19 protein-coding genes and 2 tRNA genes are annotated in these 22,400 nt (G+C 62.7%); 15 read left to right on the top strand and 6 right to left on the bottom strand.

The genetic code is table 11. The features are described 5' to 3' along the window. The first annotated feature begins 80 nt into the window (after positions 1–80). The 11 genes from K2O51_RS24320 to phoR all read left to right on the top strand — a co-directional run bounded on the left by K2O51_RS24320 (position 81) and on the right by phoR (position 12,223). Positions 81–758, top strand: a complete 678-nt coding sequence (locus K2O51_RS24320) for an RlmE family RNA methyltransferase (RefSeq protein ID WP_011298329.1) — start codon at positions 81–83, stop codon at positions 756–758. Positions 759–891: 133 nt separating this feature from the next. After that, positions 892–2,775 (top strand): ATP-dependent zinc metalloprotease FtsH, encoded by a 1,884-nt coding sequence (gene ftsH, locus K2O51_RS24315; RefSeq protein ID WP_011298328.1) that lies wholly within the window; start codon positions 892–894, stop codon positions 2,773–2,775. 206 nt (positions 2,776–2,981) lie between these two features. Beyond that, positions 2,982–3,782 (top strand): dihydropteroate synthase, encoded by an 801-nt coding sequence (gene folP, locus K2O51_RS24310; RefSeq protein WP_084791934.1) that lies wholly within the window; start codon positions 2,982–2,984, stop codon positions 3,780–3,782. Positions 3,783–3,830: 48 nt separating this feature from the next. Further along, on the top strand, positions 3,831–5,174 hold the full coding sequence (glmM, locus tag K2O51_RS24305; RefSeq protein WP_011298326.1) for a phosphoglucosamine mutase: 1,344 nt from the start codon (positions 3,831–3,833) through the stop codon (positions 5,172–5,174). Between the two features lie 242 nt (positions 5,175–5,416). Then, a complete protein-coding gene (pstS, locus tag K2O51_RS24300) occupies positions 5,417–6,448 on the top strand; it encodes a phosphate ABC transporter substrate-binding protein PstS (protein WP_011298325.1) in 1,032 nt (343 codons plus the stop codon). A 113-nt stretch (positions 6,449–6,561) separates the two neighbouring features. Further along, the gene (pstC, locus tag K2O51_RS24295) at positions 6,562–7,527 is read left to right on the top strand and encodes a phosphate ABC transporter permease PstC (RefSeq protein WP_011298324.1); all 966 of its coding nucleotides are present in this window, start codon (positions 6,562–6,564) and stop codon (positions 7,525–7,527) included. Continuing rightward, the gene (gene pstA, locus K2O51_RS24290; protein WP_011298323.1) at positions 7,524–8,426 is read left to right on the top strand and encodes a phosphate ABC transporter permease PstA; all 903 of its coding nucleotides are present in this window, start codon (positions 7,524–7,526) and stop codon (positions 8,424–8,426) included. The genes pstC and pstA overlap by 4 nt, the downstream gene beginning before the upstream one ends. Positions 8,427–8,482: 56 nt before the next feature. Next, positions 8,483–9,271, top strand: a complete 789-nt coding sequence (gene pstB / locus K2O51_RS24285; RefSeq protein WP_011298322.1) for a phosphate ABC transporter ATP-binding protein PstB — start codon at positions 8,483–8,485, stop codon at positions 9,269–9,271. A 57-nt stretch (positions 9,272–9,328) separates the two neighbouring features. Continuing rightward, the gene (phoU, locus tag K2O51_RS24280) at positions 9,329–10,033 is read left to right on the top strand and encodes a phosphate signaling complex protein PhoU (RefSeq protein WP_011298321.1); all 705 of its coding nucleotides are present in this window, start codon (positions 9,329–9,331) and stop codon (positions 10,031–10,033) included. 28 nt (positions 10,034–10,061) lie between these two features. Next, complete coding sequence (phoB, locus tag K2O51_RS24275; protein ID WP_011298320.1) at positions 10,062–10,769, top strand: phosphate regulon transcriptional regulator PhoB; 708 nt, start codon at positions 10,062–10,064, stop codon at positions 10,767–10,769. 119 nt (positions 10,770–10,888) lie between these two features. After that, complete coding sequence (phoR, locus tag K2O51_RS24270) at positions 10,889–12,223, top strand: phosphate regulon sensor histidine kinase PhoR (protein WP_011298319.1); 1,335 nt, start codon at positions 10,889–10,891, stop codon at positions 12,221–12,223. A 93-nt stretch (positions 12,224–12,316) separates the two neighbouring features. On the opposite strand, the gene ppk1 is transcribed toward phoR, so the two are convergent. Continuing rightward, on the bottom strand, positions 12,317–14,440 hold the full coding sequence (gene ppk1, locus K2O51_RS24265; protein ID WP_084791908.1) for a polyphosphate kinase 1: 2,124 nt from the start codon (positions 14,438–14,440) through the stop codon (positions 12,317–12,319). Between the two features lie 155 nt (positions 14,441–14,595). On the opposite strand from ppk1, the gene ppx reads away from it, so the two are divergent. Next, on the top strand, positions 14,596–16,128 hold the full coding sequence (gene ppx / locus K2O51_RS24260) for an exopolyphosphatase (RefSeq protein ID WP_011298317.1): 1,533 nt from the start codon (positions 14,596–14,598) through the stop codon (positions 16,126–16,128). Positions 16,129–16,209: 81 nt separating this feature from the next. Here the strand turns inward: ppx and K2O51_RS24255 are convergent, their stop codons facing one another. The 3 genes from K2O51_RS24255 to infA all read right to left on the bottom strand — a co-directional run bounded on the left by K2O51_RS24255 (position 16,210) and on the right by infA (position 18,340). Then, entirely contained in the window at positions 16,210–17,055 is an 846-nt protein-coding gene (locus K2O51_RS24255; protein ID WP_011298316.1) for a GNAT family N-acetyltransferase, read from the bottom strand. 362 nt (positions 17,056–17,417) lie between these two features. Further along, positions 17,418–17,894 carry a SixA phosphatase family protein gene (locus K2O51_RS24250; protein ID WP_011298315.1) on the bottom strand — a complete coding sequence of 159 codons (477 nt, stop codon included), beginning with the start codon at positions 17,892–17,894 and terminating at the stop codon, positions 17,418–17,420. 224 nt (positions 17,895–18,118) lie between these two features. Then, positions 18,119–18,340 (bottom strand): translation initiation factor IF-1, encoded by a 222-nt coding sequence (infA, locus tag K2O51_RS24245; protein ID WP_006578938.1) that lies wholly within the window; start codon positions 18,338–18,340, stop codon positions 18,119–18,121. A 617-nt stretch (positions 18,341–18,957) separates the two neighbouring features. Between infA and K2O51_RS24240 the strand changes: the two genes are divergently transcribed. After that, positions 18,958–19,491, top strand: coding sequence for a hypothetical protein (locus K2O51_RS24240; protein WP_011298314.1), 534 nt, complete (start codon positions 18,958–18,960; stop codon positions 19,489–19,491). Positions 19,492–19,997: 506 nt separating this feature from the next. On the opposite strand, the gene K2O51_RS24235 is transcribed toward K2O51_RS24240, so the two are convergent. Beyond that, positions 19,998–20,074 (bottom strand) — tRNA-Pro (locus K2O51_RS24235). A 394-nt stretch (positions 20,075–20,468) separates the two neighbouring features. On the opposite strand from K2O51_RS24235, the gene K2O51_RS24230 reads away from it, so the two are divergent. Both K2O51_RS24230 and K2O51_RS24225 read left to right on the top strand, forming a co-directional pair. After that, a complete protein-coding gene (locus K2O51_RS24230; protein WP_011298313.1) occupies positions 20,469–21,704 on the top strand; it encodes a GGDEF domain-containing protein in 1,236 nt (411 codons plus the stop codon). 41 nt (positions 21,705–21,745) lie between these two features. Further along, positions 21,746–21,822: transfer RNA gene (locus K2O51_RS24225), tRNA-Arg, on the top strand. A 70-nt stretch (positions 21,823–21,892) separates the two neighbouring features. Here K2O51_RS24225 and K2O51_RS24220 read toward each other — a convergent pair. Then, positions 21,893–22,249, bottom strand: a complete 357-nt coding sequence (locus tag K2O51_RS24220; RefSeq protein ID WP_011298312.1) for a hypothetical protein — start codon at positions 22,247–22,249, stop codon at positions 21,893–21,895. Positions 22,250–22,400 lie beyond the last annotated feature (151 nt).

The following is a 22,400-nucleotide window of genomic DNA, read 5'->3' as shown; positions in this document are numbered from 1 at the left end:
CAAAAAACGGCAAAACAGGCAAGAAATTGCGGCGCGCCCGCCTTCGCGGGGACGGCAGACAGGAAACAGGCGTAATCAGAATGGCCAAAGGCAAGTCCAAGAACAAGTTCAACCAGTCGTGGCTGCACGACCACATCAACGACCCGTATGTGAAGATGGCGCAGCGCGAAGGTTATCGTGCGCGCGCAGCCTACAAGCTCAAGGAAATCGACGAGCAGGACAAGCTGATCCAGCCCGGCCAAGTCATCGTGGATCTGGGCGCCGCGCCGGGAAGCTGGAGCCAGTACGCGCGCAACAAGCTGGCTGCGTCGCCGCGCGCAACTGGCGGCAAGCCTGACGGCGCCGTAGTGGCCATTGATATCCTCCCAATGGAGCCTGTCGCGGACGTCACGTTTATCCAGGGCGATTTTCGCGAGGAAGACGTATTCCGCCAGTTGGAGGAAGTGGTCATGGCCGCTTCTGGTGGCGCAAAAATCGATCTTGTATTGTCGGACATGGCCCCCAATCTGTCTGGTGTAGCCTCAGCCGACTCTGCGCGCATCGAATATCTGTGTGATCTGGCCCTGGATTTTGCCCAGACCCACCTGAAGCCGGACGGCGCATTGCTGGTAAAGTGTTTCCACGGCAGTGGCTACAGCCAGATCGTCGAGAAGTTCAAACGACAGTTCAAGGTGGTCGCCCCACGCAAGCCCAAGGCGTCGCGCGACAAATCCTCTGAAACTTTTATCCTTGGGCGTTACCTGAAAGTGGTGAATTGACGGATCCGGCAGGTGCAGGGCAGTTACTGGCTCGGGGCTATCGGCTTCATAGTTTCGCTGTTTCCCCTTCGGGGCGGGCACTGCATTACAATGCAGCTATCCGTTGGCAAGGCAATCGCAAAGGAGTTCGGCCTTGAATAACAACCTGTTTCAAAAGGCGGCAATCTGGCTCGTGATCGCGCTGGTGTTGTTTACCGTCTTCAAGCAGTTCGACAAGCCCCGTGCACAGGACGGCGTCACCTACTCGCAGTTCATGGATGACGCCAAGAACGGCAAGGTGTCGCGTGTCGACGTGCAGGGCCGCAACCTCGTGGTGTCGCCGAAAGAGGGCGCCAAGTACACCATCATCTCGCCGGGCGACATCTGGATGGTCGGCGACCTGATGAAGTACGGCGTTCAGGTGACCGGCAAGGCTGACGACGAACCCAACGTGCTGGTGCAGGCCCTCTATTACCTCGGGCCGACCCTGCTGATCATCGTGTTCTGGTTCTACATGATGCGGCAGATGCAGGGCGGCGGGAAAGGCGGTGCCTTCTCGTTCGGCAAATCGCGTGCGCGCCTGATCGACGAGAACCAGAATGCCGTCACGTTCCAGGACGTGGCCGGCTGCGATGAGTCCAAGGAAGAAGTGGTCGAACTGGTCGACTTCCTGAAGGATCCGCAGAAATTCCAGAAGCTGGGCGGCCGCATCCCGCGCGGCGTGCTGCTGGTCGGCCCTCCGGGTACCGGCAAGACGCTGCTGGCACGTGCCATTGCCGGCGAAGCCAAGGTGCCGTTCTTCAGCATCTCGGGTTCGGACTTCGTGGAAATGTTCGTTGGCGTGGGCGCGGCCCGCGTGCGCGACATGTTCGAAAACGCCAAGAAGCAGGCGCCGTGCATCGTGTTCATCGATGAAATCGACGCGGTGGGCCGTCATCGTGGCGCCGGCATGGGCGGCGGCAACGACGAGCGCGAGCAGACCCTGAACCAGATGCTGGTCGAGATGGACGGCTTCGAAGCCAACTCAGGCGTGATCGTGATCGCCGCGACCAACCGTTCCGACGTCCTCGACAAGGCGCTGCTGCGTCCGGGCCGTTTCGACCGCCAAGTCTACGTTGGCCTGCCGGATATTCGCGGCCGTGAGCAGATCCTCAAGGTCCATATGCGCAAGGTGCCCATCGGCAACGATGTGGACGCTTCGGTGATCGCGCGCGGTACCCCGGGCTTCTCTGGCGCCGACCTGGCCAACCTGGTCAACGAAGCTGCCCTGTTCGCCGCCCGCCGCAGCAAGCGCGTGGTCGACATGCAGGACTTCGAAGACGCGAAGGACAAGATCTACATGGGCCCGGAGCGCAAGTCGACGGTCATGCGCGAGGAAGAGCGCAAGGCCACGGCTTACCACGAGTCAGGCCATGCAGTGGTCGCCAAGCTGCTGCCGAAGGCCGATCCGGTCCACAAGGTCACCATCATGCCGCGTGGCTGGGCGCTGGGCGTGACCTGGCAGCTACCGGAGCATGACAAGTACTCGAAGTACAAGGACAACATGCTCGAAGAGATCGCCATTCTCTTCGGCGGCCGTGCGGCGGAAGAAGTCTTCCTCAACGCCATGAGCACGGGCGCGTCCAACGACTTCGAGCGTGCGACCAAGATTGCCCGCGACATGGTGACCCGCTTCGGCATGAGCGACGAACTCGGCGCCATGGTCTACGTCGACACCGAGCAGGACGGTATGTTCGGCAAGCTGTCGTCGAAGACGGTGTCCGAGGCTACGCAGCAGAAGGTCGATGCCGAGATCCGCCGCATTATCGACGAGCAATATGGCCTGGCCAAGCGCCTGCTCGAAGAGAACCGCGACAAGGTCGAGGCCATGACTTCGGCGCTAATGGAGTGGGAAACGATCGACGCCGATCAGGTCAACGACATCATGGCTGGCAAGCCGCCACGTCCGCCGCGTGGTGTGTCGGGCCCGAACGGTGGTGGCAATGCCCCGTCCGGTGGTTCGCCGGTGGCGCCGACCAACGCGCCTGCCACGGCCTGATGGCACGGATCGCACTGTCAGCGAGACGGTGACGACCTAGCTGTTCCGACAAGCCGGTGCCCTTGGCACCGGCTTTTTCGTTTCTGCGCGGAGCGTGCGCAGATCTTCTATTTTTGTTTCCGGCTTCTACCTTGCAGCAGACTTCGCCATCCACGTATTTCCAGTGCGGCCGCTTTCGCTTTGCGCTGGACCGCCGCCCGCTTGTCATGGGCATTCTCAACGTAACGCCTGATTCATTCTCCGATGGCGGCATGCATGCCACCCGGGACGCTGCCCTGCGGCACGCCGAGCAGCTCATCGCAGAAGGTGTGGACATCATCGATATCGGTGGCGAGTCGAGCCGTCCGGGTTCCGACGCATTGCCGCTGGATGAAGAGTTGGCCCGCGTGATTCCCATCGTCGAGGCGCTGCGCGATTGCGGCAAGCCGCTATCGATCGATACCTACAAGCCGGAGGTCATGCGCGCATCGCTCGCGGCCGGTGCAGATCTCATCAACGATATCTGGGGCTTCCGCATGCCCGGCGCCGTCGAGGCGGTGGCGCAGGGGCAGGCCGGTCTGTGTGTGATGCACATGCAGCGGGACCCGCAGACAATGCAGGAGGACCCGCAGTACACCGATGTGGTGGCCGAGGTCGCTGCTTTCCTCGATGAACGCGTGGCCGTGCTGCGCCAGGCTGGCGTCGACACGGCCCGCATCACGCTCGACCCGGGATTTGGCTTCGGCAAGACTCCGGATCATAATTTGCGCCTGCTTGGGCAATTGCCAGCCCTTGCGAAAGCCAGGCTGCCTTTGCTGGTGGGCCTGTCCCGCAAGTCAACGCTTGGCGCGATCCTGGGTGGCCGGCCGCCGCTGCAGCGTGTGGCGGCCAGCATTGCCGCAGCGGTATGTGCGGCAGAGCGCGGAGCGTATATCGTGCGCGTGCATGATGTGCAGGATACGGTGGATGCCCTCAAGACCTGGTGGGCAGTCCGGAATGAAGCCGTGACAGGAGTGGAACGGCAGTAGTCACATTCATAGTTGCCAGACAGAGCAAGCAAGAAAGGATTTAAGGGAATGACGCGCAAGTATTTCGGGACTGATGGCGTACGCGGCAAAGTCGGCGAATCGCCGATCACGCCAGATTTCGTCATGCGGCTGGGACATGCCGCTGGGAAGGTGCTGGCACATGGTGCGAGTACCGGGCAGGGACGGCCCACCGTGCTGATTGGCAAGGATACGCGGATTTCGGGCTATATGCTTGAGGCGGCACTTGAAGCCGGCTTTACTTCGGCAGGTGTGCACGTACTGCTGACCGGACCGTTGCCGACCCCTGGCATTGCCTATCTGACTCGCGCGCTGCGCCTGTCGGCGGGCGTGGTCATTTCGGCTAGCCACAATCCGTACTACGACAACGGCATCAAGTTCTTCTCGGCCGATGGCGACAAGCTGCCCGACGAGGTCGAGGCCAAGATCGAGGCGGCCCTTGAAGAGCCGATGACCTGCGCGCCGTCCGATGATCTGGGCCGTGCGCGGCGCATCAACGACGCGCCGGGTCGCTATATCGAGTTCTGCAAGAGCACGTTCCCGAACAGCCAGGACCTGCGCGGTCTCAAGCTGGTGGTGGACTGCGCGCATGGCGCCGCCTACCACATTGCGCCGCACGTCTTCCATGAACTGGGCGCGGACGTCATCGCGATCGGAAACCAGCCGGACGGCCGCAACATCAACGACGGCTACGGTGCTACCGCGCCCGGCAAGCTGATCGAAGCCGTCCGGGAGCACGGCGCCGACCTGGGACTTGCATTCGACGGCGATGCGGACCGGCTGCAGGTGGTGGACAGCGAAGGTCGCCTCTACAACGGCGACGAACTGCTGTACCTGATCGTGCGCGATCGCATGGCGGCAGGGTTTGCGGTCGAAGGCGCGGTGGGCACGCTCATGACCAATATGGCCGTGGAGTTGGCACTCAAGCGCATCGGCGTGGAATTCGTGCGCGCGAAGGTCGGCGACCGCTATGTCCTGGAAGAGTTGAACAAGCGTCACTGGACGCTCGGTGGCGAGGGCTCGGGGCATCTGCTGTGCCTTGACCGGCACAGCACGGGCGACGGTATTGTCTCGGCGCTCCAGGTGCTGGCGGCGCTGCGCCGTAGCGGCAAGACGCTGGCCGGCTTGCTTGACGGTGTCAGCCTGTTTCCGCAGAAGCTCATCAACGTTCGGGTTGAGAAGGGGTTCGACTGGCAATCGCATGCCGGTCTGAAAGCGGCCCGCGCGGTCGTGGAGCCTGAACTGGCAGGGCGCGGCCGTGTGCTGATTCGAGCTTCCGGCACCGAGCCCGTGGTGCGTGTGATGGTAGAGGCAGAGCACGCCGAGACGGCCGAACGCGCCGCACAGACGCTCGCGGAGGCATTGCGCGCCTGACCAACCAGGCGGGACCGCACCTCAACGTCATCACGCCGGGCTTGCCCGGCGTTTTTTTGCGCCGTTGCGCAATTAACCGAGGGGCTCTCCCCACTACCGGAGGGGATGCGCACACCGGATTTGGCCGCGTCCATACAGGCTTCCAAGAAGATTCTGCGATGTCACGGAATTGTCATGTGCGGAGCATACAGTTCGTCTTGTCAAAAATTTGTCATTCCCAACCAATGTTCTCTGGAGGACATATGAAGCTGGTCAAGACTGCCGTGGCAGGCATCGTTTCGATGGTCGTAGCGGGTACTGCGTTCGCGGCGGAAATTACCGGTGCAGGCGCTTCCTTCCCGGCGCCCGTCTATTCCAAGTGGGCCGACGCATACCAAAAAGCAACGGGCAACAAGGTCAACTATCAATCCATCGGCTCGTCGGGCGGCATCAAGCAGATTGGCGCCAAGACGGTCGATTTCGGCGCTTCGGATGCCCCGCTGAAGGACGAAGATCTGAACAAGCAGGGTCTGGTCCAGTTCCCGACTGTGATCGGCGGCGTGGTGCCGGTGATCAACCTGCAAGGTGTGAAGCCGGGCGACCTGACCATCACGGGCGAAGTGCTGGCCAATATCTACCTGGGCAAGATCAAGAAGTGGGACGATCCGGCCATCAAGGCACTGAACCCGCACGCCAAGCTGCCGAACCAGGACATCCTGCCGGTGCGCCGCGCTGACGGTTCGGGCACCACCTTCATCTTCACGAACTACCTGTCGAAGGTCAGCCCCGAATGGCAGAAGTCGGTGGGCGAAGGCACCACCGTCAACTGGCCGGGCGGTGGCACGGGCGGCAAGGGCAACGAAGGCGTTGCCGCTTTCGTGCAGCGTCTGAATGGCGCGATCGGCTACGTCGAGTACGCCTACGCCAAGCAGAACAAGATGACGCACGTGAACATGAAGAACGCGGCCGGCGCCGTGGTTCAGCCCGGTGACGACGCCTTCAAGGCTGCCGCCGCCGGTGCGGACTGGAGCAAGAGCTACTACCAGATCCTGACGAACCAGCCGGGCAAGGCGGCATGGCCGATCGCCGGCGCGACCTTCATCCTGGTCCACAAGAACCAGGAAAAGGCTGCGCAAGGCGCGGAAGTGCTGAAGTTCTTCGACTGGGCCTACAAGAGCGGCACCAACATGGCCGCCGACCTGGACTACGTGCCGCTGCCGGATGCGGTCGTGAACCAGATTCGCACGACCTGGAAGACGAGCGTTAAGGACGCGTCGGGCAAGGCGCTGTACTAAGTACTAAGCTACTGTCCGCATGGCAGCTGGCTGCGGCATGCGCGGCGGCTGGCTGAGTGGCCCGGCGCTTGCCGCCGGTGCCTGCCAAACCATCGATCCGTATTCTCTGCACCATGGCGACTTCGTCCGAAATTTCAGCCGTCCGGCCACCAAGCCGCACTGGCGACATCCTGTTCGGCGGCCTGACCCGCGGGGCCGCCATCGTGACGCTGCTGCTGCTGGGCGGCATCATCGTGTCCCTGGCTATCAGCGCATGGCCTTCGATCCAGACATTCGGCGCCCGATTTCTCTGGACTGCGGAATGGGATCCTCCCGCTGACGTCTATGGCGCACTTGTGCCGATCTACGGCACGCTTGTGACTTCGCTGATTGCACTGATCATTGCCGTGCCGGTGAGCTTTGGCATCGCACTGTTCCTGACCGAGTTGTCGCCAGCCTGGCTGCGCCGTCCGCTCGGCACTGCTATTGAATTGCTGGCCGCCGTGCCGTCGATCGTCTACGGCATGTGGGGTCTGCTGGTGTTCGCGCCGATCTTCGGCGAGTACTTCCAGAAGCCGCTGGCTGCCACCATCGGCCAGGTGCCGGTGATCGGCAAGCTGTTCCAGGGTGCGCCGCTCGGCATCGGCCTGCTGTGCGCGGGCGTGATCCTCGCGATCATGATCATTCCGTACATCGCCTCGGTGATGCGCGACGTGTTTGAAGTGACGCCGGTGCTACTCAAGGAATCCGCCTATGGCGTGGGCTGCACGACCTGGGAAGTGATGTGGAAAGTGGTGCTGCCCTACACCCGCGCCGGCGTGCTCGGCGGCGTCATGCTCGGCCTCGGACGCGCACTGGGCGAAACCATGGCCATCACCTTCGTGATCGGCAATACCAACCTGCTTGACAGCGCGTCGCTGTTCTCGCCGGGCAACAGCATTACGTCCGCACTGGCCAACGAGTTTGCGGAAGCCGGCGCCGGCCTGCACACGGCTGCGCTGATGGAACTGGGCCTGATTCTGTTCTTCATCACGTTCGTGGTGCTGGCGCTCTCCAAGCTGCTGCTGTTGCGACTGGCAAAGAATGAGGGTGCAAAATGAACCAGGCGAGCCACGCTGTGTCTTCCGCATCGATTCCCGCTGTACGGCCCGACGCCGACGCTGTGCGCACGCGCCTGCAAGCGCGCCGCCGCCGCACCAACCTGATTGCACTGGCCGCGTCGCTGGGCGCCATGGGTTTCGGCCTGTTCTGGCTGGCCTGGATCCTGTTCACCACGGTCACGCTGGGCGTCGGCGGCCTGTCGCTGGACCTCTTCACGCAGATGACGCCCGCGCCGAATACCGCCGGTGGCGGCCTCGCCAATGCGATTTTCGGTAGCTTCGTGATGGTTGGTGTCGCCACGCTGTTCGGCACGCCGCTGGGCATCCTGGCCGGCATTTACCTGGCCGAATATGGCAAGGCGTCGCCGCTGGCCAGCTTCATCCGCTTCATCAACGACATCCTGCTGTCGGCGCCGTCGATCGTGATCGGCCTGTTCGTCTACGCCCTGGTGGTGACCCGCATGGGGCACTTCTCGGGCTGGGCGGGTGCATGCGCACTGGCACTGCTGCAGATTCCGATCGTGGTCCGTACGACCGAGAACATGCTGAACCTGGTGCCCAACGCTCTGCGTGAAGCCGCCTTCGCGCTTGGCACGCCGAAATGGAAGATGGTGCTGTCGATCACGGTGAAGTCGTCCTACGCCGGCATCGTTACCGGCGTGCTGCTGGCCGTGGCGCGTATTGCCGGCGAAACTGCACCGCTGCTGTTCACCGCGCTGTCCAACCAGTTCTGGACCAGTGACCTGAACAAGCCGATGGCAAACCTGCCTGTGACGATTTTCCGCTTCGCCATGAGCCCGTTCACGGAATGGCAGCAACTGGCCTGGGCAGGCGTGTTCCTCATTACGATCGGTGTGCTTGCGCTCAATATCGTGGCGCGCATGCTGTTCAAGAAGTAACCGGCGCGCGATTCCAGGAATCGGACCGGAACCCGAATATTTAGCGAGATACCAGCATGACTTCGACTGTCATCGACATCCCCGACTCGGTGCGCGCCAAGATCGACGTGCGTAACCTGAACTTCTACTACGGGCAGTTCCACGCCCTGAAGAACATCAATATGTCGATCCCGGACCGCAAGGTCACGGCGTTCATCGGCCCGTCGGGCTGTGGCAAGTCCACGCTGCTGCGCACGTTCAACAAGATGTACGGCCTCTACCCGGAGCAGCGCGCCGAGGGCGAGATCAACATGGACGGTGAAAACCTGCTGACCAGCCGCCAGGACATCGCGCTGCTGCGCGCCAAGGTCGGCATGGTGTTCCAGAAACCGACCCCGTTCCCGATGTCCATCTACGACAACATCGCGTTCGGCGTGCGCCTGTTCGAGAAACTGTCGCGCTCGGAAATGGATGATCGCGTGGAGTGGGCGCTGTCCAAGGCTGCGCTGTGGAACGAGGCAAAGGACAAGCTGCACCAGTCGGGCTACGGCCTGTCGGGTGGCCAGCAGCAGCGCCTTTGCATCGCGCGCGGCATTGCGATCCGCCCTGAAGTGCTGCTGCTCGACGAGCCGTGCTCCGCGCTGGACCCGATCTCCACGGGCCGCATCGAGGAACTGATCGCCGAGCTCAAGGACGAATATACGGTGGTGATCGTGACTCACAACATGCAACAGGCTGCCCGCTGCTCGGACTACACGGCCTACATGTACCTGGGCGAGCTGATCGAGTTCGGCGAGACCGAGAAGATCTTCATCAAGCCGCACCGCAAGGAAACCGAAGACTACATCACTGGCCGGTTCGGCTGATGCCGTCCGCCGTGCCACGCCAACGCCCCGGAAACCCACAGCGGTCTGGAGATACCCATGACTGACAAGCACCTGTCAACGCAATTCGACGCCGACCTCAACGCCATCAATACCAAGCTGCTGCAGATGGGTGGCCTGGTCGAATCGCAGATTGAACTCGCGATGCGTGCGCTCGCCGATTTTGACACCTCGCTGGCCGACCAGGTCATCGCGCGCGAACAGCAGCTCAACGCGCTGGAAGTCGAGATCGACGCCGACTGCGGCAACATCATCGCGCGCCGCCAGCCAACCGCGCGCGACCTGCGCCTGGTGATGGCCATCTCCAAGACCATCACGAACCTGGAGCGCGCGGGCGACGAAGCCGAGAAAATCGCCAAGCGCACCAAGCACATCATGGAAGATGCGGCGGCGCATAATATCAACTATGCCGAAGTGAAGCTGTCGGGCGAAATGGCAATCACGCTGCTGCGCCAGGCACTGGATGCGTTTGCGCGCCTGGACACGGTGGCGGCCGCGCGCATCGTCAAGGACGACAAGGCCATCGACGAGGAATTCCGTGGCTTCGTGCGCAAGCTGATTACCTACATGATGGAGGATCCGCGTACGATCTCGGTCGCGCTGGACTTCCTGTTCGTGGCCAAGGCGATCGAGCGCATCGGCGACCATGCCAAGAATATTGCGGAATTCATCATCTACATCGTCAAGGGGACGGATGTCCGCCACGCCTCGCGCGAGGACATGGAGCGTGAGGCCCTGAGCTGAGCGGCGTTATCTCCGGAGAAACATACACATGCCAAGCAGTATTCTCGTTGTCGAAGATGAACCGGCGATCGCTGAACTAATCGCCGTCAACCTGCAGCACGCGGGGCACTATCCGATCCGGGCCTACAACGCCGAACAGGCGCTGTCGCTGATGAGCGACGTGCTGCCAGACCTGGTGCTGCTGGACTGGATGCTACCGGGCAAGTCAGGCGCCACCTTCGCCAAGGAGTTGCGTGCGAACGACCGCACCAAGCAGATTCCCATCATCATGCTCACCGCCCGCAGCGAAGAGCAGGACAAGGTGATGGGGCTCGAAGCCGGTGCGGACGACTATGTCACCAAGCCGTTTTCGCCCAAGGAACTGCTTGCCCGCATCAAAGCCGTGCTGCGCCGCCGTGCGCCGCAGCTCACCGATGATGTGGTGGCCATCAATGGCCTGCGTCTGGATCCGGCCACGCACCGCGTGACCGGCGAAGACAACGCCGGCCCGATCAAGCTCGACCTCGGTCCTACAGAGTTCCGGTTGCTTCACTTCCTGATGACGCATCCGGAGCGCGTGCATAGCCGTTCGCAACTGCTGGATCAAGTGTGGGGCGATCACGTGTTCGTCGAAGAACGTACGGTCGACGTGCATATCAAGCGCCTGCGTGCTGCGCTGACGCCGGGCGGCTACAGCAATATGATTGAAACCGTACGCGGCAGCGGTTACCGGCTGGCTCGCACGCCAGGCAATTGAGATTGGCCCTGGCCATCCTTTGCGTGGCCAGTTGTCACGGATTCGTGGCAAACTCTGCCGCAACGGCGGTTCCCCCGCCACTTGCCCGCACCGCGGGTTCCTGAGTCTCCTTTGCGCGCATGAATGTCATCTGGGCCCGCTCCGTGGCCATCCTGATCAGCCTGGTGGTGGTTGCCGTCGGGGTCTATCTTCTGGCGGGGGCGGTGCCTGCGCTGGCGGTGATGAGTGTGTCGCTGCTTTGCCTGGTGGCATTCCACCTGTACCAGATCAACCGGCTGTGGAAAGTGCTGGACGCGCCAGCGTATGGTGAAATTCCCAGCGCGCCGGGCCTGTGGGGCGAGGTCTATTACCGCCTGCACCGGCTGGTCAAGCGTTGGCGCCTGCAGGTACTGCAAGTGGAGCAGCAGCACACGCGCTTTATCCAGGCGATCCAGGCTTCGCCCAACGGCGTGCTGATGCTGGACGACGCCGACCAGATCGAGTGGTGCAACAGCGTGGCTGAACTGCACCTCGGCTTGAATGCACGGCGCGATGTGCGCCAGCGCATTACGCACCTGATTCGCCGTCCCGAGTTCGTTCACTACCTGACACGCCAGCGCTTTGATGAGCCATTGGCCATGCGCGACATGGGCGAGCACAAGCAGGGCGTGATCTCGGTGCAGGTGCTGCCGTATGGCGACAACCGCAAGCTGGTCATCACGCAGGACATCACCAAGCTCGAGAATACGGAAGCCATGCGGCGCGACTTTGTCGCCAACGTTTCGCATGAGTTGAAGACGCCGCTCACCGTGCTGACCGGCTTCCTGGAAACCGTGCGTGACCTGCCGGTTTCCGAGGAAGACCGTCAGCGCTATGTCGACATGATGCTGGTGCAGTCCATGCGCATGCAGAGCATCGTGGAAGACCTGCTGGCGCTGGCCAAGCTGGAAAGCGATGCGCAACCGCCCGGGCAGGATCTCGTCCCGGTCCGCGAGATGGTGGATCATCTCGTCCACGATGCGGAGGCGCTGTCACAAGGCCGCCATCATATCGCTGCGGAGATCGATCCGACCGTGGAGCTGCGCGGCACCGAGTCCGAACTGATGTCGGCGCTGGGCAACCTGGTATCGAATGCCGTGCGCTATACGCCCGCCGGCGGGCGAATCACGGTCCGGCTCGGCTGGGATGATGGACATGCCGTGTTTTCGGTCGCGGATACCGGGCTGGGCATCGCGCCCGAGCATATTCCCCGGCTAACCGAGCGTTTCTACCGTGTCGACCGCAGCCGGTCGCGTGACACCGGCGGTACCGGGCTTGGCCTGGCAATCGTCAAGCATGTGGTCTCGCGCCATCATGCCGAGCTGCGCGTGAACAGCGAAGTGGGGCGGGGCAGCGTGTTTCGGATCATTTTTCCGATCGAGCGCAGCGTGCGCGAGGTGGCGGACACTGCCGATCCTTCGCGCCGCGCTGCCTGAGCGCTGCTGGCGGCTATTTGCCGCTGGCAACCATCCTTTCCCTTGGAAAAATGGCCCGCACAAGCGGGCCATTTCTTTCTGGCGGAGCCTGGCTTATGCGTTTCCGAACGATGCCAGCAGGTCGTTCTGGCTGACGTGTGGATGCTTGGAACGCGTCTGCTTGCGTACATAGTTGCCGTCGGGCTGCATGATCCACGCCGAGGCGTTGTCGCGCAGGTGCACCTGCAGGCTTTCCTTGATGACGCGTGCCTTGAGCGCCTTGTCCAGGACCGGGAAGGCGACTTCCACGCGGCGGTAGAGGTTACGGTCCATCCAGTCGGCGCTCGACAGGTAGAGCACTTCCTCGCCGCCGGCCAGGAAGTAGTAGACGCGATGATGCTCCAGGAAGCGACCGACGATCGAGCGCACCGAGATGTTCTCTGACATGCCGGGCACGCCGGGCATCAACGCGCAGACGCCGCGCACGATCAGGTCGATCTTCACGCCCGAGCGCGACGCTTTGTAGAGCTCATCGATGATGGACGGTTCCAGCAGCGCGTTCATCTTTGCGATGATGCGAGCAGGCTTGCCGGCGCGCGCATTGCGCGCTTCGGCACGGATATGCTCGACCAGGTTGCTATGCATGCTGAACGGCGACTGCCACAGGTGGTTCAGCCGTATCGTGCCGGCAGTGCCCGTCAGCAGCTGGAAGACGTGATGGACATCCTCGCAGATGGCCTCGTTCGCGGTCAGAAGGCCGAAGTCCGTGTACAGGCGTGCCGTGCGCGGATGGTAGTTGCCGGTGCCGAGGTGGGCATAGCGGCGGAGCTTGACCTGCTTGGCCTTGGCGCCGGCCAGTTCGCGGCGCACGATCAGCAGCATCTTGGCGTGGCACTTGTGGCCGACCACGCCGTAGATGACGTGGGCGCCGGCCGACTCCAGCCGCTCGGCCCAGTTGATGTTGGTTTCTTCGTCGAAGCGTGCGAGCAGTTCCACCACGACTGTGACTTCCTTGCCATTGCGCGCTGCGGTCATCAGCGCTTCCATGACCAGCGATTCGTTGCCGGTCCGGTACACCGTCTGCTTGATCGCCACCACGTTGGGGTCGGTCGCCGCCTGTTGCAGTAAGTCCAGTACAGAGTTGAAGCTTTCGTATGGATGGTGCAGCAGCACGTCCTGCTGGCGTATGACATCGAAGATCGGTGCGCCACTGGTGAAAGGCTTGACCGGTGCCGGCACATGCGGCGGAAACTTCAGCGCCGGGCGGTCGACCATGTCTGGGATCTGCATAAGCCGCACCAGGTTCACCGGACCCGACACGCGGTACAGGTCCTGTTCGCCCAGGCCCGATTCCAGCAGCAGGCGGCGCGACAGCGCGGGTGGTGTGTCTGACGAGACTTCGAGCCGAACCGTATCGCCGAAGTGCCGCGTCGGCAGCTCGCCTTGCAGTGCTTCGCGCAGGTCCGTGATTTCGTCTTCGGAAACGAAGAGGTCGGAATTGCGCGTGACGCGGAACTGATAGCAGCCCCGGACGTCGATGGACGGGAACAGTTCATGCACGAAACCTTGCATGAACGACGACAGCATCACGAAACCGAACGGATAGCCCGACAGCTTTTCGGGCATCTTCACGACGCGCGGTAGCGCGCGCGGCGCCTGCACGATGGCCAGATCCGCCTCGCGGCCAAACGCATCCTTGCCTGAAAGTTCGACGACGAAGTTCAGGCTCTTGTTGAGTACCCGCGGGAAAGGGTGCGCGGGGTCCAGGGCGATCGGTGTGAGCACCGGCCCAAGCTCGCGCACGAAGAAATCCCTGGCCCACTCGCGCTGCGCATCGGTCCAGGTGGTTGTCAGGTGAAAAAAGATGCCTTCCTTCTCAAGAAGGGGAAAAATGACGTTCTGCAGCATGTCATACTGCGAAGCAACAAGTTGCTGCGTCCGCGCCGTGACCAGCTGGTAGGCTTGCTGGAAGGAAAGACCGTCGGGGGTGAGGCCGGAGGCGTTGTCCCGCATCTGTTCCTTCAACCCGGCCATGCGGATTTCAAAGAACTCATCCAGATTGCTGGACACAATGCAGATGAATTTGAGTCTTTCCAGCAGCGGTACCTGGAAGTCGGCAGCCTGTGCCAGAACGCGTGCATTGAATTCCAGAATGCCCAGCTCGCGATTGAGCAGCGTGCTGGACGGTGTCGTCGACATGGGCATGACCTTCTTTTGGTAATGTGGCGACTTTTTCATACATTCATGTCACTTTTATGACACTACGATTTTGTCATGATGCGGACATGCCGAGGACATAATTTTCTGGGGTGCCAGCCGCCCCCGGGCGGAGCGTCCATCTCGTCTGATGCGGCCTCCCGGCGCCCTCTGCGTTTCAGTTTTCCAGATACCGAATGAACAACACTCCACGCCTGCTGGCCGCCGTCGACATGGGTTCGAACAGCTTCCGCCTCATGATCGGGCGGGTGGACGAAACCCCCACTAGCAACGGCCCGGCCAGCCAGATCTTCCAGGTCGACGCGCTGCGCGAGCCGGTGAGGCTCGCAGCAGGCCTGACACCGGACAAGTATCTCGACCAGCCGGCACGGCGCCGCGGCATCGACGCGCTGCGCCGCTTCGGCGACCGGCTGCGCGACTTCTCCCCGGATCAGGTGCGTGCCGTGGCGACCAACACGCTGCGCGTGGCCAAGAATGCATCGGAATTCCTGATCGAGGCGGAAGCGGCGCTTGGCTTCCCGATCGAAGTCATCGCAGGCCGTGAAGAAGCGCGCCTGATTTACCTGGGCGCATCGCACGATGCACCGGTGTGCCAGGGCAATCGCCTTGTCGTGGACATTGGTGGCGGTTCGACCGAATTCATCATCGGCAGCGGCTACCAGTCGAAGCTGATGGAAAGCCTCTACATCGGCTGCGTGTCGCACAGCCGCCAGTTCTTTCCGAGCGGCAACGTCGACGAGTATGCGATGAAGCAGGCCGAACTCGCCGCACGCCGAGAGATCCAGGTGCTGGTGCGCCAGTATCGCGCGGCGGGATGGGAGCAGGCGGTCGGTTCATCGGGTACGGCGCGTGCGTTGGCCGAACTGATCGAGCTCAATGGCATGAACGACAGCGCGGCCGAGCATGGCATCACGCGCGAAGGGCTCGAACGGCTCAAGCGCGCGTTGGTCAAGGCCGAGAACGCGAACCGCGTCAAGCTGACCGGCCTGAAGGCCGACCGTATTCCGGTGCTGCCAGGCGGGCTCTCGATCATGCTGGGCGTATTCGCCGAACTCGACATCGATCGTATGGACGTGACCGACGGCGCTTTGCGGCTCGGCGTGCTTTATGACCTGCTGGGACGCAGTCATCACGAGGACATGCGCACCGTGACGGTGGACCAGTTCATGCGACGCTACGGAGTAGACCGGGCTCAGGCGACTCGCGTGCGCCGCGCGGCGACCATCTTGCTGTCGCAGTTTCCGCAGCCGCGCCATGAGCGGCGCGAGGACAACCTCGGGCTGCTGGGCTGGGCCGCGAGCCTGCATGAAGTTGGCATGTCGATTTCCCATAGCGGCTACCACAAGCACTCGGCGTATATCGCGACGCATGCGGATATGCCGGGCTTCTCCAAGACGGATCAGGCTCGCCTGGCGGCACTGCTGCTTGGCCATGCGGGGAAGCTCGGCAAGCTTTCTGGCAGCGGCAAGTTCCTCGACTGGCGCATGCTATTCAGCCTTCGGCTTGCCTTCGTGCTGTGCCGGCGGCGCTCGGACTCCCCGCTGCCCGACATCAAGGTCTCGCAGCGCTCGGATGCGCTGGATGAGGGCTTCGAGGTGCGTGTGCCCAAGGTCTGGATCGAAGCCAATCCGCTGGTCGAATACAGCCTGGCGCAGGAAGCCGATGAATGGCAGCGCATCGGCAAGCGCTACAAGGTCGTGTACGCCTGAGTCGCGGCGCCGAACGTCAACGGAAACGGCGGCCAAGGGCCGCCGTTTTCATTTCGCCGGAGCGCTTCAGGCATGCCTGTTTCAGGCGGTCTTGTTGTTCAGTCCCAGGAAGTGGCGGGCGTAGCGCGGGTTCATGTCGCCCACGCGCAGCAGCGTCAGGAAGTCGGCCACGTTGAAGTCCGGATCCCAGGCCGGCAGGCCGCAGATGCGCGCGCCGAGGCGAAGGTAGCCCTTGATCAGCGCGGGCGGCTCGACATCGAGTTGCTGGTTGAGGTCTTCTACGGGCAGCGGAAGGCGCGGGAACGCGTGGTATTCGATCGGCGCCAAGAAGCGCTCGCTGAACAGGCGGTGCAGGCTTGCGGCATAGTGGCCGCCATCGCTCATCGGCACGCTGGCGCAGCCGAGCATCGACTCAATGCCCCAGCGCTGCAGGTACTCGCCCAGGCCGCCCCACAGTGCCATGATGACACTGCCCGAGCGGTAGTCGCGATGGACGCAGGAACGGCCAAGCTCGAGCATCTTCGGGCGCAGGTGTGACAGGCGGACCAGGTCGAACTCCGATTCGGCGTACAGGCAGCCGATGCGCTTAGCCTGGTGCGGCGGGAGTACGCGGTAGGTGCCGACCACCTTGAGCGTCGCCATGTCGCGCACGATCAGGTGATCGCAGAAGGCGTCGAACATGTCGACGTCCAGCTCAGGCACCTTCGACGTCAGGCGTGCGCCCATCTCTTCGGCAAACACCTTGTAGCGCAGGCGTTGCGCTTCGACTACTTCATCCTGGTGGCGCGCCCACGCCACGCTGAGAACAGGCGATTCACTTGCCGTTGTATCCGACGGGCGATGAAGACGCCTCCGCGCCGACTGGCCGCCGAGGCCATTGGGCAGGGAGTCGAAAAGCGGCTGGGTAGGCGTCGGGAGGTCTCGCATCAGTGTGTCCTTTTGGTGACGAAACTGCTGCGAAGCAATGTAGTCAGTGGCGGTGACAGTGCCGTGACCCGGTGATGACGCTTCCATGACGCACGCCCCGGTGTGGGCGCGTGGCCCGGCCGCCGGCGACGGCTCGGCCTCGGCAGGGCAAACGGGCGGGACGGACGAGTGGGGCATGCTTGCTTCTCCGGGTCACCAGTGCCGGACAGGCCGGCGAACCACGCGACTCTATTGAGCGGAGAAACAGGGGGCTATCGCACTTTCTTGATATTCCTGGACGGTACAGTGGCCACCGGGCCGCCCACGTCGCCGTGGGCGGGAATTCGGAATTGGCTTATCGAATCACTCGCTTATCGAACGCGTCAGAGGAACTCGGGATTGATGACCGCTCGCAACACGGTCTGCGCTTCGCTTTCGCGGGTGCGGCTGGTCAGCCACCAGATACCGCTCTTGCGCACGCTCCAGTCCATTTCCGTGCCGGCCAGCAGCAGGCTGGCGAGCCGTCCGATCCATGGCTGATGGCCTACGACGACGACATTCTCGTCGCCCTGTGGCCAGCCAATTGCACCAAGCACGGCGCTGACGTCGGCGCCGGGAGCCAGGTCATCCAAGACCTCGCTGTGGCTGCTGAATGCCGCTGCCGTCTCGCGCGTGCGCAGCGCCGGGCTGCACAGCACGCGTGTGCCGCTTGGCAACTGGGCGCGCAGCCATGCGGCGGAGGCGTCCGCTTGCTTGCGCCCGCGACGCGTAAGCGGACGCTGCAGGTCCGCATGCCGGCTGAGGCTGAGCGGATCGGGGAGTTCTTCGGCTTCAGCGTGACGCCACAGGATCAGGTTCATGTCGGAACGAGGCAAAGTTCGAGCTTCGAGTATGGTGAAGCCGTCCGACAGGCGCAAGCGGGGCGGGGCGCGGTGGCGCGTGGCCCAAACAATACGGGCTGCCGGTCGGGCAGCCCGCAAGTGTCTCCGAGCGTGGTGTCAGGCGCGTGACACACGCTGGTGCGCACTCAATGTGCTGACGCCGGCGCGGACGCTGTTCCGCTGCCGCCGGCGCTGGCAATGACTCAGGACTTGTGGCGGAAGTTGATGCGGCCCTTGGTCAGGTCGTACGGCGACATTTCCAGGGTGACGCGGTCGCCCGCCAGAATGCGGATTCGGTGCTTCTGCATCTTGCCCGATGCATAGGCCCAGATCTCGACGCCATTCTCCAGCAGGACTCGGTAACGATTGTCGGGCAGGGCTTCCGACACCACACCGCCAAATTCAATGAGTTCTTCCTTAGCCAATCTATCTTCCTCTTTCGGCAGCCCGGGGGCTGCAATGGTTACGTTTTACCGATCCGATGTGACGCGACGCGCGGGCATGCCGGTCCAGCACATGTGCACGGGTTTGCCGCACGGCGGCGGGTCGCGCCTTGGATGGTCCCCGGCAAGCTGACAGGGCCAGGCGACGCAACAGGCCACGTGCCATCCGGTCCGGTTAGGGAATCGTCCAGGGGGCGCAGTCTGCCCGGCCGATCTGTCTTGCCGATTGCGGCCGCAGAACCTCGGCCGTGCGAGTCGCGGATGCGGGGGCACCGTGTTACCGGTCGCTCGCCATAGGTGTAGCGTTGCGGAAGGATCTGAAGGGCCGGCCTTCACGCTGGAGAGAACGCCCGGTGACAGGGATGCGCGGAACATCCCGGGCTAACGATACATTGTAGCACGTGCAGCAATTTTCAATGAGCGCGGTGTTGCGTGAAAGCGAACAGTGTGCATTCAGCCGTCTGCGGGCGCTGGGAATCGCTGAATGCAATCTGTAGATCGCTTATTGGGGCGCGGTAGCCTTGGCATTTGAGCCATATGAACTAGAACTAACTCACGGGCCTGCATGTAAAGGCTCCCTTTTGCAAACGGAGGCATCCATGGAACTCCACATGCAATCGCACCATTATGTGCGCTGCCGGCCTGACTGGCGGGCCGCTGTCGTCGCTGGCCTGATCGCCGGCACCGCTTACATGGTGCTGGAACTGCTGACAGCGCGCTTCCTGTTCTACCTGGGTGCCTGGGACACCGTGAAAATGGTGGCGGCCATTATTCTTGGCCGGGAAGCGTTGTCGTCACCAGACGCCTTCAACTGGACCATTGTGCTGGCGGCAGCGACTGTCCATTACGCGCTTTCCATCATCCTGGCCGCTGCACTGGCGCTGATCCTCGGCTCTTTCCGACTGGATTCCAGCATGGGCCTGGCGTCCGTCGTTGGCATCGTGTTCGGCGTGGCGGCCTATTTGCTGAACTTCTACGTGTTGGGCCGCTACTTCAACTGGTTCGATGAGGCACGCGGTTGGGAAAGCCTGTTTGCCCACGCCTTGTTCGGGCTGGTGGCTGCGGATGCCTATTGCCATTTCGAGCGGCGCAACGCGGCGGCGGGAGCCCCACAGAGCAGTCCGCCGCCGTAAAGGCGAGGCGATCAGCAAAAGAAACCCGAAAGCGGCAAGAGAAGTACGGCTTATGTCTTTGCGACGTAAGCCGTTCTTGTTCGTTCACGGTGGGCTGATTACAAAACAGAGTGCACCCCTTGTTTGTAGGAATCGAGCCTGCAACGGGAGCCTGCTTTCCTACATTCGAGCCTGACTCTGGAGCTTAAGCTGAAAATAGGGATCGAAGGACGAACAGGAGAGCCTTATGAAGACCATTCTTGTTTTGCTTGCCACGTCCGTTGCATTGCTGAGCGGCTGCGTTGTGGCACCTGATCAGGACGGATACCGGGACGGGTATTACCACGGAGACGGTCGGGTGGACCACGACCGCGGTCATTGGGACCATGACCGGGGTGATCATCGCGACTACGGAGACAGGGACCATTGGCAAGGAGGGCCGCGATACTAAGGTGGCGTATTCCTTGGAGGCAAAGAAAAACGGCCTGGACATTGCTGTCCAGGCCGTTGTTCCATCAAGCAAATACTGGTCGGAGCGATAGGATTCGAACCTACGACCCTCTGATCCCAAATCAGATGCGCTACCAGGCTGCGCTACGCTCCGAAGCCGGCGATTGTAGCTGGGTTCTCATCAAACGGTCAATCCATGCGTAAAGGTGCCTTCTGCGGCGCCCAGATGCCGGCTGGCAGGACGGCCCGCCTTGTGGCATGCCAACTGCGGCTTGACTTGCCTTCGCGCCCGGCGATAATCGCCAGACCGTCGGAATCCGTCGTCGTCGCTGTGTTCGAGGGCTGGGCCATTTCCGGACGGACTGATCTGACCATCATCAAGAAAGCGCCTCCTTTTAGAAGGGCGCATCCGGACGCATGACCGCCCTTGCGCGGAACGTCCGGACCCCGGTGTGGCGGCAAATTGAAAACAACGGTCCCAAAGCAGGACCGACAAAAGGGACGGTGGCGTTGTGCGGGGCGCTGCCTGTTGCTGGACGGGAATGAAGATGTTTCAGTCGCACATGATTGTGCTCATTGCAGGCGTGTTTGCCCTGCAGATGGCGGTGGTTTGCGCCGTGCTGCGCCGCACGCCGGGAATGGCGATGAGCGGCCTGACTTCCTGGGCGCTCGGCGATCTGATGGCCGCCTTGGCGGCAGTAATGCCGGTCGCGGCGGGGTTCGCCGGCTACTGGCTGGCGGCAGATGCCGTCGATATGGGCCTGTTCTCGGCTGTTTCCCTCATGGTGGTGGGCACGCGGCATTTCGCGGGAAAGCCGGGGCGCGCCTCCGTGCTCATCGCCGCAAACGTGCTGCTGGTTGCGGCCATCGCCGGCGGCACATGGTTGACGCATGCGGACTGGCTGGAGCCGTTGCGTCCATGGATGCCGGCAGTGCTCAGGCTCGGGCATGTCCTGCTGCTGCTCGATCTCGCGCGCAGCGTTGCGCCGTTGCTTGCCCAAAAGCGCGGAACGGGCAGGTTGGCTGCGCTGTCGCTGGTAGTGATCGCCGCAGCTTGCGCCGGGTTGAACGCCTGGAAGCTCGCCGGTTCGATCGGCCAGCCCGCCGTTGCCGGCCCGTTGCTGCGGGACGGATCGCTCGTCGTACTGAATGTGTTTGCCGTGGTGGGGTTGTCCGTGAGCTTTGCATTGATGGCTCATGACCGTCTGCGCCGGATGCTGGAGCACAAGGCCAGCCACGATGATCTCACCGGCCTGCTGGCACGCACCGCATTCTGGCAGGCGCTCGAGGCAGCCAGCACGCATGTGGACCGGCACGGCAAGCCGTTGACGGTCGCCTTCATCGACCTGGACCACTTCAAGGCCATCAACGATGTGTACGGACATCTGGCGGGCGATAGTGTCCTGAGGCATTTCGCCGGCTTGCTACGAAAGACGGCGGGGCCAGAGGACATCATCGGCCGGCTCGGCGGCGAGGAGTTCGCCGTGGTCATGCCGGACACCACAATCGAGCGCGGCCGCGCGGTCAGCATGCATCTCAGCACGACCGTGAGAAACACCCCGTGCCCGTCCGAGCCCGATGCCATTGCCTATACCGCCAGCATCGGCATGGCACAGCGAGAGCCAGGGGAGAGTGTGGACAGTCTGATGCGCCGCGCCGACCAGGCGCTCTACGATGCCAAGCAGCGGGGTCGCAACTGCGTTTCGCTGCATCGCGCGACCAAGCCGTCGCATGGCGTAACCCTTGGCGGCTCCGCGCAGTGGCAACGGCGGGCGGCATCCTGATCCGCCGTGCGGCATCGCACTGCGGTAGAATGCTGCCCTTCGCGTCCTTAGCTCAGTTGGATAGAGCACTCGCCTTCTAAGCGAGCGGTCAGAGGTTCGAGTCCTCTAGGACGCGCCATCTCCCGCACCGCAAATCCCTGCGGCCATAAAGCCGGCCCGCGACTGGCCAGCGCGACGCGCCCGTACCATCAGGTGCAATTGGCCCGGTATGTCTCCTGCAGATCCTTCCGTGTCGTGTCCCGCTCGATCTTCGGGACGGGCCGCCCCTGTGCGTTATGCGTTGACGTTCCCGACGACTCGTAGGCACGCTGCTTTGACGTCGCGTTGAACTCTTCCTTCAGTGCCTCGCACTTGGCGCGCCTGGCTTCCTCCGGATCGGTGCTGCCGCCTGACGGCGGGCGATAGGGATTGGATCCTCCCTGCACGGCTTCCGATATGGCGTTCGCCGCGCCTCCGCCCGCGCTCGGGGCCGACTGCGCCAGGGAAGTGGTGGCCACGCCCAATGTCATCAGGGCGGTCAGCAACAGCGGCAAGTGCTTGCGCATAGGCTCTCCGAAATGTGACAGCGCCGGCGGTAAAACCGTCGGACAAGACGAAGGGTAGCGATGCCGGGCTCGGTCTGTCAAAGCGGCGTGCGTTGCCGCGGAATGCGGCCACCCCACCAAAACAGCCTTGTACTTCACCAAGGATGATCTA

The organism is Cupriavidus pinatubonensis (assembly GCF_019602855.1).
GTDB classification, from domain to species: domain Bacteria; phylum Pseudomonadota; class Gammaproteobacteria; order Burkholderiales; family Burkholderiaceae; genus Cupriavidus; species Cupriavidus pinatubonensis.
This window is presented reverse-complemented; position numbering and strand designations above follow the sequence as displayed.